The sequence below is a fragment of the Nisaea nitritireducens genome (genome assembly GCF_014904795.1).
GTDB lineage: Bacteria > Pseudomonadota > Alphaproteobacteria > Thalassobaculales > Thalassobaculaceae > Nisaea > Nisaea nitritireducens.
On the sequence record NZ_JACZFS010000036.1, the window covers coordinates 1 to 13,656 of the forward strand.

General features: G+C 63.0%; 11 protein-coding genes and 1 pseudogene. 4 read left to right on the forward strand and 8 right to left on the reverse strand.

Features of this window, described 5'->3' with window-relative positions; translation table 11 throughout:
- From IG629_RS12305 to IG629_RS12325, 5 genes and pseudogenes are all read right to left on the reverse strand, one after another.
- Positions 1 to 533 (reverse strand): annotated as a pseudogene (locus tag IG629_RS12305) (F0F1 ATP synthase subunit beta); the annotation flags it as partial.
- 77 nt (positions 534 to 610) lie between these two features.
- Entirely contained in the window at positions 611 to 1,495 is an 885-nt protein-coding gene (locus tag IG629_RS12310; RefSeq protein WP_193172242.1) for a F0F1 ATP synthase subunit gamma, read from the reverse strand.
- 32 nt (positions 1,496 to 1,527) lie between these two features.
- Positions 1,528 to 3,063: a F0F1 ATP synthase subunit alpha gene (gene atpA / locus IG629_RS12315; RefSeq protein WP_193172243.1), complete on the reverse strand. Its 1,536-nt coding sequence runs from the start codon at positions 3,061 to 3,063 to the stop codon at positions 1,528 to 1,530.
- Entirely contained in the window at positions 3,063 to 3,614 is a 552-nt protein-coding gene (locus IG629_RS12320) for a F0F1 ATP synthase subunit delta (protein WP_193172244.1), read from the reverse strand. Before IG629_RS12320 ends, atpA begins: the two co-directional genes overlap by 1 nt.
- Positions 3,615 to 3,825: 211 nt before the next feature.
- Positions 3,826 to 6,051, reverse strand: a complete 2,226-nt coding sequence (locus IG629_RS12325) for a primosomal protein N' (RefSeq protein WP_193172245.1) — start codon at positions 6,049 to 6,051, stop codon at positions 3,826 to 3,828.
- Positions 6,052 to 6,281: 230 nt separating this feature from the next.
- Here IG629_RS12325 and fsa point away from each other — a divergent pair, with 230 nt between their 5' ends.
- The 3 genes from fsa to IG629_RS12340 are packed head-to-tail and all read left to right on the forward strand — an operon-like array spanning position 6,282 to position 8,627.
- On the forward strand, positions 6,282 to 6,935 hold the full coding sequence (gene fsa, locus IG629_RS12330; protein ID WP_193172246.1) for a fructose-6-phosphate aldolase: 654 nt from the start codon (positions 6,282 to 6,284) through the stop codon (positions 6,933 to 6,935).
- Between the two features lie 16 nt (positions 6,936 to 6,951).
- On the forward strand, positions 6,952 to 7,701 hold the full coding sequence (locus tag IG629_RS12335; RefSeq protein ID WP_193172247.1) for a DUF484 family protein: 750 nt from the start codon (positions 6,952 to 6,954) through the stop codon (positions 7,699 to 7,701).
- Positions 7,680 to 8,627 (forward strand): tyrosine recombinase XerC, encoded by a 948-nt coding sequence (locus IG629_RS12340; protein WP_193172248.1) that lies wholly within the window; start codon positions 7,680 to 7,682, stop codon positions 8,625 to 8,627. Before IG629_RS12335 ends, IG629_RS12340 begins: the two co-directional genes overlap by 22 nt.
- Positions 8,628 to 8,634: 7 nt before the next feature.
- On the opposite strand, the gene IG629_RS12345 is transcribed toward IG629_RS12340, so the two are convergent.
- Positions 8,635 to 9,156, reverse strand: coding sequence for a hypothetical protein (locus IG629_RS12345; protein ID WP_193172249.1), 522 nt, complete (start codon positions 9,154 to 9,156; stop codon positions 8,635 to 8,637).
- 138 nt (positions 9,157 to 9,294) lie between these two features.
- Here IG629_RS12345 and IG629_RS12350 point away from each other — a divergent pair, with 138 nt between their 5' ends.
- Positions 9,295 to 10,653, forward strand: a complete 1,359-nt coding sequence (locus IG629_RS12350) for an NAD(P)/FAD-dependent oxidoreductase (protein WP_193172250.1) — start codon at positions 9,295 to 9,297, stop codon at positions 10,651 to 10,653.
- A gap of 171 nt (positions 10,654 to 10,824) precedes the next feature.
- On the opposite strand, the gene lpdA is transcribed toward IG629_RS12350, so the two are convergent.
- Together lpdA and odhB are read right to left on the reverse strand one after the other, a co-directional pair.
- A complete protein-coding gene (gene lpdA, locus IG629_RS12355; RefSeq protein WP_193172251.1) occupies positions 10,825 to 12,231 on the reverse strand; it encodes a dihydrolipoyl dehydrogenase in 1,407 nt (468 codons plus the stop codon).
- Between the two features lie 69 nt (positions 12,232 to 12,300).
- Positions 12,301 to 13,584, reverse strand: coding sequence for a 2-oxoglutarate dehydrogenase complex dihydrolipoyllysine-residue succinyltransferase (odhB, locus tag IG629_RS12360; RefSeq protein ID WP_193172252.1), 1,284 nt, complete (start codon positions 13,582 to 13,584; stop codon positions 12,301 to 12,303).
- Positions 13,585 to 13,656 lie beyond the last annotated feature (72 nt).

Below are 13,656 nucleotides of genomic sequence, written 5' to 3' on the forward strand. Positions count from 1 at the left end.
ACGGAGTAACCGCCGTGCGCTTTCGCAACGTTGTTGATCAGCTCCATGATCAGAACGGTCTTGCCAACGCCGGCGCCGCCGAACAGGCCGATCTTGCCGCCCTTGGCATATGGTGCGAGCAGGTCGACAACCTTAATGCCGGTGACCAGGATCTCCGCATCGGTCGACTGCTCTGCAAAATCAGGCGCCGCACGGTGGATCGGGGATTTCGTCTTGGTAACAACCGGCGCACCATCATCGACCGGGTCGCCAATCACGTTCATGATCCGGCCCAGGGTTTCCGGACCAACCGGGACCAGGATCGGGGAGCCGGTATCTTCCACCGGCTGGCCGCGCACCAGACCTTCGGTTCCATCCATGGCGATCGTACGAACCGTGCGCTCACCGAGGTGCTGAGCAACCTCCAGAACCAACAGATTGTCGCCATTTTTTGTATGCAGGGCGTTCAGGATGGCCGGGATCTCGCCGTCGAACTGAACGTCGACAACGGCGCCAATTACCTGTGTGACTTTGCCTGTCGCATTCTTAGCCATAAGTCAGCTCCAAACCTCTATCCGGGATATCCGGATCCTCGTTAATTCCATTCGATCGAGAGTGTCTTCAGTGCGGCCTAGACGGCCTCGGCACCGGAGATGATCTCGATAAGTTCCTTAGTAATGTTCGCCTGACGCGCACGGTTGTAGTTCAGCGTCAGCTTGTCGATCATGTCGCCTGCGTTCCGCGTGGCATTATCCATCGCGGTCATCCGGGCTCCATGCTCACTTGCATTGCTTTCCAGCAGCGCGGTGAAAATCTGCGTCGCGACGTTACGCGGCAGCAGCGCAGCCAGGATTGCTTCCTCGTCCGGCTCATACTCATAGAGAGCACCGCTCTCAGAAGCAGACGAATCCTCTTCCACCTCCGGCACACTTGCCGGAATGATCTGCTGGTTCGTAACGATCTGGGTCATCGCCGACTGGAAGCGGTTGAACAGCAGGCTGCAGACGTCGAAATCTTCACCTTCGAACATCTTCAGAACCTGAGCCGCAAGCTCGTCGGCAGACGCAAAGGCCACGCCCTTGCGGGTCACGTCCTGAACGGAACCGACGATGATGTCGCCGAATTCGCGCTTCAGAGCATCCTTGCCACGACGGCCGACGCAAAACAGCTTCACCGTTTTGCCTTCGCCGCGAAGTGCCCGGACACGTTGCCGTGCAGCCCGGATGATCGTGCTGTTGAAACCACCGCACAAGCCCCGGTCGGCCGTGAAGACCACCAGCAGGTGGATATCGTCACGTCCGGTTCCCGACAGCAGCTTCGGACCACCGGACTGCGTCGCGGCACCTGCCAGCGAAGCAATCATCCGGTTCATCCGCGCCGCATAGGGCCGGGAAGCCTCTGCCTGTTCCTGGGCACGGCGGAGTTTCGCCGCCGCGACCATTTTCATGGCAGAGGTGATCTTCCGCGTCGACTTGACGCTGTTGATCCTGATCTTCAGGTCTTTGAGGTTGGCCATCTTTGCTCCTCGACTCTGCTAGCTGCCAATCCTCAGGCGAAGGTCTTGACGAAGCCGCTGAGGAACGTCTTCAGCTTTTCTTCGATATCGGCAGTCAGCGCCTGCTCGGCCCGGATCGCGTCCAGGATGTCCTTGCCCTTGGCACGAACTTCAGAGAGATAGGCCTGCTCGAAGCGGGTCACATCGCCGAGCGGCAGCTCGTCGAGATAGCCACGCACACCGGCATAGATCACCGCAACCTGCTCTTCCACCGTCAGCGGAGAGTACTGCGGCTGCTTCAGCAGCTCGGTCAGACGGGCACCGCGGGCCAGCAGCTTCTGCGTGATCGGGTCGAGGTCCGACGCGAACTGTGCAAAGGCGGCCATTTCACGATACTGGGCAAGCTCCAGCTTGATGGAACCGGCAACCTGTTTCATCGCCTTGATCTGAGCGGCAGAACCAACACGGCTGACCGACAGACCGACGTTCACGGCCGGGCGGATGCCCTGGTAGAAAAGTTCGGTCTCGAGGAAGATCTGACCGTCGGTGATGGAAATCACGTTGGTCGGAATGTAAGCGGAGACGTCACCGGCCTGGGTTTCGATGACCGGCAGCGCGGTCATGGAACCGGCACCCTGATCGTCGTTCATTTTCGCCGCACGCTCGAGGAGACGGGAGTGCAGATAGAAAACGTCACCCGGGAATGCTTCACGCCCCGGAGGACGACGAAGAAGCAGGGACATCTGACGATAGGCAACGGCCTGCTTGGACAGATCGTCATAAACGATGACGCTGTGCATACCGTTATCGCGGAAGAACTCACCCATGGTGCAACCGGTATACGGTGCCAGGTACTGCATCGGCGCCGGCTCGGAAGCGGTGGCGGCCACGACGATGGAATATTCCATCGCGCCGTAGTCTTCCAGGGTCTTCACGATCTGCGCGACGGTGGAACGCTTCTGACCGACCGCAACGTAGATGCAGAACATCTTCTTGCTGTCGTCGTCACCAGCGGCATCGTTCACGGCCTTCTGGTTGATGAAGGCATCGATAGCGATGGCGGTCTTGCCGGTCTGGCGGTCACCGATGATCAGCTCACGCTGGCCACGGCCAACCGGGATCAGGCTGTCGATGGCCTTGAGGCCGGTCTGCATCGGCTCATGCACGGATTTACGCGGCATGATGCCCGGCGCTTTGACTTCAACGCGCTTGCGCTCGACATCCTCGAGCGGACCCTTGCCGTCGATCGGGTTGCCGAGACCGTCGACCACGCGGCCGAGCAGGCTCTTGCCGACCGGAACGTCCACGATGGAGCCGGTCCGCTTGACGGTGTCGCCTTCCTTGATCGAACGGTCGTCACCGAAAATAACGATACCGACATTGTCGTCTTCAAGGTTCAGCGCCATGCCCCGGATACCGCCCGGGAACTCGACCATTTCACCAGCCTGAACCTGGTCCAGGCCATAGACGCGGGCGATACCGTCACCGACGGAGAGAACCTGGCCGACCTCGGCCACTTCTGCTTCGGTACCGAAATTCGCGATCTGATCCTTCAGGATCGAGGAAATCTCAGCGGCGCGGATATCCATCAGCCAACACCTTTCATGGCAAGCTGCAGACGCTGCAGCTTGGAACGGATTGAATTATCGATCATGCGCGAACCGACGCGCACGATAAGCCCGCCGATCAAAGCCGGATCGACGGAGAGGTTAACGGAGACCTTCTGACCGACAGCCTTTTTCAGGGCATCGGAGATATCGGTAAGCTGAGCGTCGCTCAACTCGATAGCAGAGGTCACATCGGCCGTCACTTCACCGCGCCGGGCGGCAAGCTGGGCCAGAAAAGCTGTGATCATTGCGTTCACCGCGAAAAGACGCCGGTTTGACGCGACCGTGCCGAGGAACTTCTGGGTCAGCGCATGCGCTCCCATCTTTTCCAGCACCGCTGCCATACCGCGCGTCTGCTCGTCCCGTGAAAGGACCGGGGAACGCACCAAGCGAGAGAGGTCCGGGCTTTCGATCAGAGCCTGCCGCAGGGATTTCAGATCCCCCGCAACGGCATCCAAAGCCTTTTCCCCTTCCGCCAGCTCATAGAGGGCGGAAGCATATCTTCCGGCCAAGCCTGTCGTTTCGGAAGCCACCAGGGAACGCCTCATTCCAGAGATTATCGCCGTTTAGCGGGCACCGTTTCGGAAGCGCACCGTTTATCGGCGAATATTGACCAATAAAAACCCTCGTTGACGGCAGTTTCCGCCAAGCGCGGCGGTTCTCTAGCATAGAGGTTCAGACCGTGCAAGCGGCGGGTTGCCGCTTCTCGCAGGGTGGGTGACGCTGTCGGGAAAAAGCGGGCACCTAAAGGAAACTATAGGGATCGATATCAACTGCCACACGGACCGACGATGGAATCTCGACTCGCCCCAGCCAGACACGCAGAACCGCCTGGATATTAACATCCCGCCTGGTCTTGATCAGCAGGCGGCGGCGGTGCCGTCCGCGCAACAGGGCCAGTGGCGCGGGTGCTGGCCCAAGAACGGAGACTCCGTCGAAATCCGGCGCCGCGCGACCGATCCGGCTGGCCACCATGTCAGCCTGATTGGCATCCGACGCACTGACAATGATCGCCGCCAGACGTCCGAAGGGCGGCATGCCCTGTTGTTCGCGGGCCGCGGCCTCTTCTGCAAGGAAGCCGTCACGATCCCATGCCGCAATTGCTTTCAGGACAGGATTCTCAGGTTGATGGGTTTGCAGCAGCACCCGGCCCGGACGTTCCGCCCGGCCGGCCCGGCCCGCCACCTGGTGCAACAACTGATATGTCCGCTCCGCCGCCCGCAAGTCGCCACCGGCGAGACCAAGATCCGCATCGACCACGCCGACCACAGTCAGTTTCGGAAAATGATACCCCTTCGCCACGATCTGCGTGCCGAGCAGAATATCCACTTCGCCCGCACGTACGCTGCGGACGAACTCGGCCGCAGCCGCAGGTCCCTGCAAGGTATCGCTGGAGACAATCTGGAACCGGGCGTCGGGAAAAACCGCCGCGACTTCCTCGGCCATCCGCTCCACCCCGGGGCCGCTGGCAACGAAACTGTCTTCGGCCGCGCATTCGGGGCAGGTTTTCGGCAATCGCTCGCTGTGTCCGCAATGGTGGCACTGCAAGCGGCCCAGCAGACGATGCTCGACCAGCCAGGCGGAGCAGCTCGGGCATTCCAGCCGGTGTCCGCAGGCCCGGCAGAGCGTGAGCGGCGCATAGCCCCGGCGGTTGAGGAAGACCAGCGACTGTTCGCCAGCAGCCAGGGCGCCCGTGATCGCCTCGATAAGCGGCCGGGACATCCAGCGGCCCCGTTGCGGCTGCTCCCGGCGCAAGTCTATCAGCTCCACCGACGGCAGGGTCGCAGCGCCATGCCGGGCGGTCAGGCGCAGATGCTGGTAACGCTCGTTCTCGACATTGCGCATGGTCTCCAGGGCCGGGGTCGCGGATACCAGAACGACGGGACAGGGGGTCAGGCTGGCGCGGACCACGGCCATGTCCCGGCCGTGATAGATCACCCCTTCCTCTTGTTTGTAGGCGGATTCATGCTCCTCATCGACCACGATCAGGCCGAGATCCGGAAACGGCAGATAGAGAGCCGACCGGGCGCCGACCAGCACGCGGACCTTGCCTTCGGCGATCTGGCGCCAGGTATGACGGCGACGGCGCGGCTTCAGCTCGGAATGCCATTCCGCCGGGCGCACACCGAAGCGCGCCTCGAACCGGTTCAGCCATTCTGCCGAGAGAGCGATTTCCGGCAACAGCACCAGCACCTGCTTGCCCATGCGCAGCGCGGTCGCGACCGCCTCGAAATAAACCTCGGTCTTGCCCGCCCCGGTCTCGCCGTCGAGCAGAACGGGTGCAAAACTCTCGGCACTGACCGCCTCGCACAGCGCGTCGGCCGCCTCCTTCTGCTCCTCGGAGAGTGGCGTTGTCCGCGGCAGGTCCGGGTCGGGCTCAGGAAATGGTGTGTCTGCCGGCAGGGCGACACTCGCCAGCCCCCCGGCCTCGGCCAGCCCCTTGACAACAGATGTGCCGACGCCGGCCTCATCCGCGATCTCCCGCGCCGTGCGCGGAGGGCCGTCCGACAGCAGCTCCACCACCCGGCGACGGGCCGGTGTCAGCCGCAGCCCGAGCGCTTCCACCGCCTCTACTCCGCCAGAGAGCCCGGCATAGGCAGTGACCGGTTTTGCCGGCTCAAACGCATCGGGTACGCTGATGGCCATGCGCAGTACGGCGCCCTGGGCGGTCAGCGTATAGGACGCGGTCCAGTCCACCAGCTTCAGAACCGCTTCCGGCAGCGGCGACACCGGCAAGGCGCGAATCACCGGCTTCAGGCGGCTTCGCACCACCTGACCGCTCTCCGGATCTTCCGCCACATCAAGGGCCCACACGACACCCGTGGTGCGCCGGTTGCCGAGCGGCACCTCCACAATACTGCCGCATTCAAGCGCCATCTCGGCATCCGCCAGATAGTCGTAGGGGCCTGCCAACGGCAGCGGAATCAACACCTGGATACGGCGGGACTCATCTGGGAAAAGATCGGACATGAGGCGGAGTGTGGCGAGGTGTTCGATACTCCGCAACGGTCTCGGTCAGGCAGCGGCGGGACGTCGATCTCACGGGGACGTGCCGGCCCCCCTGTTTCCTGCAGTTCCGTGAAAAGCGCCTGACGTCATCCCCGCGTCACTGGCACCGGGCCATTGTATGCGCTAGACTCGCTTCGTCGATTCAGCCATACGGGGCGCGGATTCACCACCTGCCGAGGATACAGGACGACATGAAGTTTTTCATCGACACTGCGGATGTCGCGGAGATCAAGGATCTGGCCGTCACCGGTCTCGTGGACGGGGTGACGACCAACCCGTCGCTCATCGCCAAGTCCGGCCGACCGATCCTCGAAGTGATCAAGGAAATCTGCGACGTCGTCGACGGACCGGTCAGCGCGGAAGTCACCGCGACCGACCACGAGACGATGATGAAAGAGGCCGCACTGCTTCTGAAGCTGGCCGACAACATCGCCATCAAGGTGCCGTTGACAGTCGACGGGCTGAAAACCTGCAAGGCGCTGAGCGACGATGGCATTCAGGTCAATGTGACGCTCTGCTTCTCCGCCGGGCAGGCCCTGCTGGCCGCCAAGGCCGGTGCCGCCTTCATCTCGCCCTTCGTTGGCCGGCTCGACGATATCGGCATCAGCGGCATGGACCTGATCGCGGATATCGCGGACATCTATGCGAATTTCGATTTCGATACCGAGATCCTGGTCGCCTCCGTGCGCGGCCCGCAGCATGTCATCGACGCCGCCAAGCTCGGCGCCGATGTCGCCACCCTGCCGCCGGCCGTGCTGCGCAGCCTGTATAACCACCCGCTCACCGACAAGGGCCTCGACGCCTTCCTGAAGGACTGGGCGAAGACCGGTCAGAGCATCCTTTAGGGACGGGCGGCAAGCGATGACAGGCAAGGGCTCCGCGGCGGAACCAGGCAAGAAGAGCGTCAAGCAGGCGGCAAATCAGCCTGCCGCGACGATGACTGCCGGACAGGTCGCGGATTACCTTTCCTCCCATCCGAATTTTCTGGTCGAGCACCCGGAACTGATCGACATCCTGACCCCGCCAAGCCGAACCAGTGGCGGGGCGGTTGTCGACATGCAGCATTTCATGCTGGAGCGGTTACGCGCGGAGAATCAGCGGCTCAAGGATTCCCATGCCGGGCTGATCGCCACCGCGCGCGGCAACCAGTCTACCCAGAACCGCATCCATGCGGCGATTTTGCGTATCGTAGCTGCGAACTCCTTCGACAACCTGATCCAGACCGTGACCATCGATCTGCCGGTCATGCTCGGCATCGATGTGGTCACACTTTGCATCGAGGCAGGCGACGTGCCGATCCCGAAGGCCTACGCCTCCGGCGTGCGCTCGATCCCGGCCGGGACCATCGACCGCAAGATCGGCGTCGGCAAGGATGTGATGTTGGCCGCCAATGTCGACGGCGACGAGGAGATTTTCGGCTCGGCCGCCGGACTGGTTTCCTCCATGGCGCTAACCCGCATCCAGGTCAGCCCGCACTCGCCTATGGGCCTGATGGCTTTCGGAACACGGGACAGCGAGGCCTATCATCACGGGCAGGCGACCGAGCTTTTGAGCTTTCTTGCCCGCACCACGGAGCTGACCATCCGGCAATGGCTGAACCTTCCGGGCTGACAAGTACCGAGACCATCACGAACCTGACTGGCGCCGTACAGGCCTGGAGACAATGGCTGGCGAGTGAAAAGCGTGCCTCGGGTCACACGCTGTCCGCCTATGAGCGGGATCTGGAACAGTTTCTCGATTTTCTGCAGGACCATCTGGGCGCCGCTCCCGGCATCTCCGACCTTGCCGCCTTGAAGCCTGCGGACTTCCGGGGATATCTCGCGCGCCGGGCCTCGAAAGGCTACGCGAAAACCTCGACGGCACGGGCCCTGTCCGTCGTCCGCGGGTTCTTCCGTTTTCTCGAACGAAGGGGCGTGATTGCAAACGCTGCCGTTTTCGCCATCCGGGGGCCGCGGATTCCCGTCTCGGTACCGAAAGCGCTGACCGTCACCGAAGCGGCGGAAACGCTCGATGCCATCGGCGATCTAGCGTCGGAGCCGTGGATCGCGGCCCGTGACGTCGCCCTCGTCTCCCTGCTCTACGGAGGCGGATTACGGATCGGCGAGGCACTGGCGCTCAATCGCGGCGAATTGCCGATTGGCGATACGCTCTCCATCACTGGCAAGGGCAACAAGCAGCGCATCGTGCCGATACTGCCCGCCGTCCGCGCCGCCATCGACGATTACGTCGCCCGCTGTCCCTATCACGGCGGGCCGGACGATCCGCTGTTTCTCGGTGCCCGGGGCAAGCGGCTGCAAGCCGGTGTCGCACAGCGCGCCATGCGGCTGGCACGGGGCTGGCTGGACCTGCCGGAAACCGCGACGCCCCATGCCTTGAGGCATTCCTTTGCCACACATCTGCTGGCCGGCGGCGGCGATCTGCGGGCTATTCAGGAACTGCTCGGCCATGCCTCGCTTTCCACGACGCAACGCTATACCAGCGTGGATGCGGAACGGCTGATGGACGTACACCGTCGCGCCCATCCGAGGGACAATTAGGGCGTCGCTAGTTCCGGAAAAACACCAGCTTGCGATCTTCTTCCCAGTCCGGCACCCAGAAATAATAGTGCAGGTCGCACATCCCGTCCTCAAGGATGATCGCGACCGGACAAGCGCCGTCGATACCGGTCATCTCCCGCACTTCCTGCTCGGTGAATTGCTCCAGCGAGATCTTCGGCGGCGGGTTACCATCGCCGCACAGCCCCATCTGGTCTCCACTGTCGAAGAAAGGCAGCACGGCCTCCGAGATCAACTCGCCCTTCTCATGCGTCACCACAACCATCAGAAACGAGGTGCCGTCCGGATTATCGTGGCTTACATAGCCGGCGACCTTGTCCTGAAACCCGTCGCAGGTCACATCGCCAGTCTCGACCTGCCAGTCGTGATGAAAGACGTACTGGCCGCCCTGGAACCGCATCTCGGCGTTGAGCTCCCCCTCCGTCACATCCTGAGCCCGGGCAACGCCGGACCACAGAAGCGCACAGCCAAGGGCTATCAAGACAACCCGCATCTCCCGAATACTCCTCATTCATTTCGCCAAAATGTTCGGCCGAGTGAGCTTGCGCGGCCCCGCCGGCTCGGCCATGCTCTTCATCAAGTCACCCGGCGGCCGCATCATCCATACAGCACGCCACTCTGATCATACCGCCGGAACAGGGAACTGCCGATGCCCGAGATTGCGCATAAAGGCTACGCGCCGACCATCTGGGAAAGCCTGGCCGATGCGCCACACCCCTCCATCAGTTTCCAGAGCTCCTTCTGGCATTCCGTCGCTCCCGCCGGTCCGGTCTGCACCCGCCTTGAAGGTGAGGCGCGGACGGAGATAGCGCTTGTCGGCGGCGGCTTTCTCGGTCTCTCGACCGCGCTACATCTGGCCGAGGCCGGGCACAAGGTGACCCTGCTGGAAGCGGACGAGGCCGGGTTCGGGGCCTCCGGGCGCAATACCGGATTCGTCGTTCCCAATCTCCTCACCGGTCTCGACCCACGCTATGCAAAAGAGAAATTCGGGCCGGAGAAAGGCGACCTGCTGGTTCGTATGCTCGGCGAGGGTGGCGATCTGGTGTTCGACCTGATCAAGCGGCACGGGATCGACTGCTGGGGCAAGCAGACCGGCTGGATGCAGCCGATCCACACCGCGAAGAAACTGGACTGGCTGGAAGACCGGGTGAAGCAGTGGCAGGGGCTTGGCCGGCCGGTGAAGCTGCTCTCCCGGGACGAGGCGGTGGCCGAGACCGGCTCGGAGTCCTATCACGGCGCCTTCCTCGACCCGACCGGCGGTCATATCAACCCGCTCGCCTTCGTGCGCGGGCTGGCCCATGCCGCGGTGAAGGCAGGGGTCACGCTGCATATCGACAGCCGGGCCAATGAGATCGGAAAAAAGGGCAGCGAATGGCACCTGAAGACCGATCACGGCACACTGATCGCCGACCGGGTGCTGCTGACCACCAACAGCACCGGCGGCGGCCTCGCGCCGAAGGCCGAAGGCACCCAGTTCCCGATCACGCTGTTCCAGGTGGCGACTCAGCAGCTCGATCCCGAACTTCGGAAAAGCGTGCTGCCGAACGACCGCTGCTCCGCCGACACCCGCAAGGACCTGATCGCCTATCGCTGGACGAACGACAACCGGATCGTCACCGGCGGCCTGCTGGCAAACCCGCTCGGTTCGCTGGAACGGGGCCGCACGCATCACCTTGGCCGGCTGCAGGAGCTGCTGCCGCAATTGCCGACGCTGGAAGCTGAGTTCGCCTGGCAGGGCCGCCTTGCAGCCGCGCGGGATTACATGCCCCGGCTGATGCAGCTCGGCGACGGCGCGTTCTCCGCCATCGCCTGCAACGGACGCGGTATCGCCATGACCACCGCCCTCGGCCGCAAACTGGCCTACTGGCTTTCGGGTGGGGCGAACGAAGATCTGCCGCTACCGATCACCGCCCCGGACCCTGTGCTGCTGCCAAAGCTCGCCCCGCTGGCCTTCTCTTTGTGGCTGCCACTGAGCCGGCATCAGGATGCGAAGGATATGAGAGGGTAATCACTCTCTCTCTCTCATCGTCACCCCGACGCAGGTCGGGGTCCATGGAACGTCGGGCTGGGTCCGTGCCAGTGGATCCCGTCCTTCGACGGGATGACGATTTGGGGAAGCACATAAACAAAAACCGCGGCTCGAAGGCCGCGGTTTTCTGTTTGATCTCAGATAGCCCGATCAGATGTGGATCGCGGCCTTGTTCACCGCGAGGCCCGCTTCCTTGACCGATTCGGCCAGGGTCGGGTGGCCGTGGCAGATCCGGCCGATATCCTCGGCGGAGCCGCCGAAGGCCATAACGGCCGCAACTTCGTGGATCAGGTTGCCGGCTTCCGGGCCCATGATATGGGCACCGAGCACCGCGTCTGTTTTCTTGTCGGCGAGGATCTTCACGAAGCCCTCGGTCATGCCGACGGACTTGGCACGGGCATTGGCCGTGAAGGGGAAGGAGCCGGAATTGTATTCGACGCCTGCTTCCTTCAGCTGCTCCTCGGTCTTGCCGATGCTGGCAACTTCCGGCCAGGTGTAGACGATGCCCGGAACCAGATTGTAATCCACATGGCCGGACTGGCCCGCCATGGTCTCGACCGCAGCGACACCGTCTTCCTCGGCCTTATGGGCCAGCATCGGGCCCAGGATCACGTCGCCGATGGCAAAGATGCCCGGGACGTTGGTTTCGAAATCCGCATCGACCGGGATGAAACCGCGTTTGTCCATCTCGACGCCGACCTTGTCGAGGCCGAGGCCTTCGGTGAAGGGCCGGCGGCCGATGGCGACCAGCACGACGTCGGCATCGATGGTTACGGCATCCCCGCCCTTGGCGGGCTCGGCCGTCAGGGAGACACCTGTTTTGGTCTTCTTGGACGCGGTCACCTTGGTGCCGAGCTTGAACTCGATACCCTGTTTCTGCAGCACACGCTGGAACTTCTTGGCGACCTCGCCATCCATACCCGGAACGATCCGGTCGAGGAACTCGACGACCGTGACCTTGGCACCGAGACGGGACCAGACAGAGGCCATTTCGAGACCGATCACACCGCCGCCGATGACCACGAGATGATCCGGCACCTTGGCGATATCGAGCGCTCCGGTGGAGGTGACGATCTTCTTCTCGTCAATATCGAGACCCGGCAGCGGGGTCGGCTCGGAGCCGGTGGCGATCAGGACACGCTCGGTCTTGAGCACTTCCTTCTTGCCCTTCTCCGGGGTGACCTCGACTTCGGTCGCGGATTTCACCACGGCAGAGCCGGTCTTCCAGTCGATCTTGTTCTTCTTGAACAGGAAGGCGACGCCGCCAGTGAGCTGTTCGACGACGCTGGCCTTGTTGGCCATCATCTGCTTCAGGTTCAGCTTCACGGAGCCGACATCGATGCCGATGTCTTTCAGGTGATCCTGGGTCTCGGCATATTTCTCCGACGAGGAAAGCAGCGCCTTGGAGGGAATGCAGCCGACATTGAGGCAGGTGCCCCCGAGGGTCGCGCGCTTTTCGACGCACGCCACTTTCATGCCCAGTTGCGCAGCGCGGATGGCGGCCACATAACCGCCCGGGCCCGCACCGATGACGACGAGATCGTAGCTGTCAGCCATGATAAATCGCTCTCTTGTCCAGCTCGTTCTTGAAAGGCCGCGCGCGGGACTGGCCCGCGCGCGATGAAATTACATGTCGATCAGCAGGCGGCGCGGATCTTCCAGCGCATCCTTGACGCGGACCAGGAAGGTAACCGCCTCGCGGCCGTCAATGATGCGGTGATCGTAGCTCATCGCCAGATACATCATCGGCCGGATCTCGACCTTGCCGTTCACGACCATCGGACGGTCCTGGATCTTGTGCATGCCGAGAATACCGGACTGCGGAGGATTCAGGATCGGGGTCGACATCAGCGAGCCGTAGACGCCGCCGTTGGTGATGGTGAAGGTGCCGCCCGTCATGTCCTTCATGGTGAGCTTGCCGTCCCGCGCCTTACGGCCGAGATCGCCGATACCCTGCTCCACACCGGCGAAGCTGAGATCGTCCGCATCGCGCAGAACCGGCACGACCAGGCCCTGCGGCGTGCCAACCGCGACACCGATATCGTAGTAGTTCTTGTAGATCAGCTCGTCGCCATAGATCTCGGCATTGACCGCCGGGAGCTCTTTCAGGGCAGCAACGCAGGCCTTCACGAAGAAGGACATGAAGCCGAGCTTCACGCCGTGCTTCTTCTCGAACGCATCCTTGTATTCGGAGCGCAGGCCCATGACCGCGCCCATATCCACCTCGTTGAAGGTGGTCAGCATGGCGGCGGTGTTCTGGGCCTCTTTCAGGCGCCGGGCGATGGACTGGCGCAGGCGTGTCATCTTCACCCGCTCTTCGCGCGGATCGTCCGCACGCGGCGGCAGCGGACCGGCGGCAGCAGGAGCCGCACCGGCCGGAGCCGAGGCGGAAGCCTTGGCGGTGCCGGCTTCGATCGCGGCCAGCACGTCGCCCTTCACCAGACGGCCGTCCTTGCCGGTCGGCTTGATCTTGGCGGGATCCAGGTTGTTGTCCTCGACCAGCTTGCGCACGGCCGGAGACAGGGTCTTCACCTCGTGGGTCCCGGCAGCGGCGGGCGCCGCGGCAGCAGCCGGAGCGGGCTTCGGCGCTTCCTTGGCGGCCGGCGCCGGAGCGGCTTCGGCCTTGGCTTCCGCCGGCTTGGCGGCCGGTTCCGCCTTCTTGGCCGGTGCAGCGCCTTCGGCGATCACGCCGAGCAGCGCATCGACACCGACGGTCGCGTCCACGTCGGCGACGATTTCCTGCAGGGTTCCAGCGGCCGGCGCGTTGACCTCAAGGGTCACCTTGTCCGTTTCCAGCTCAACCAGGGGCTCGTCAAGACCGACAGCATCCCCGACGGCTTTCATCCAGCGCGCCACAGTTGCCTCGGACACCGATTCCCCAAGAACCGGGACCTTGATTTCCGTCGCCATTTTTCCGTCCATTCTCTCTTTATTGCGCCATGACCGGCGCGTCATGTGAGTTGCCGCCGGGGATGGGCCGGC

Coding starts and splice junctions, on each gene's coding strand:
- IG629_RS12310 (WP_193172242.1), bottom strand. CDS start 1,495: ATGGCCAACCTCAAAGACCTGAAGATCAGGATCAACAGCGTCAAGTCG.
- atpA (WP_193172243.1), bottom strand. CDS start 3,063: ATGGATATCCGCGCCGCTGAGATTTCCTCGATCCTGAAGGATCAGATC.
- IG629_RS12325 (WP_193172245.1), bottom strand. CDS start 6,051: ATGTCCGATCTTTTCCCAGATGAGTCCCGCCGTATCCAGGTGTTGATT.
- fsa (WP_193172246.1), top strand. CDS start 6,282: ATGAAGTTTTTCATCGACACTGCGGATGTCGCGGAGATCAAGGATCTG.
- IG629_RS12335 (WP_193172247.1), top strand. CDS start 6,952: ATGACAGGCAAGGGCTCCGCGGCGGAACCAGGCAAGAAGAGCGTCAAG.
- IG629_RS12340 (WP_193172248.1), top strand. CDS start 7,680: ATGGCTGAACCTTCCGGGCTGACAAGTACCGAGACCATCACGAACCTG.
- IG629_RS12345 (WP_193172249.1), bottom strand. CDS start 9,156: ATGAGGAGTATTCGGGAGATGCGGGTTGTCTTGATAGCCCTTGGCTGT.
- IG629_RS12350 (WP_193172250.1), top strand. CDS start 9,295: ATGCCCGAGATTGCGCATAAAGGCTACGCGCCGACCATCTGGGAAAGC.
- lpdA (WP_193172251.1), bottom strand. CDS start 12,231: ATGGCTGACAGCTACGATCTCGTCGTCATCGGTGCGGGCCCGGGCGGT.
- odhB (WP_193172252.1), bottom strand. CDS start 13,584: ATGGCGACGGAAATCAAGGTCCCGGTTCTTGGGGAATCGGTGTCCGAG.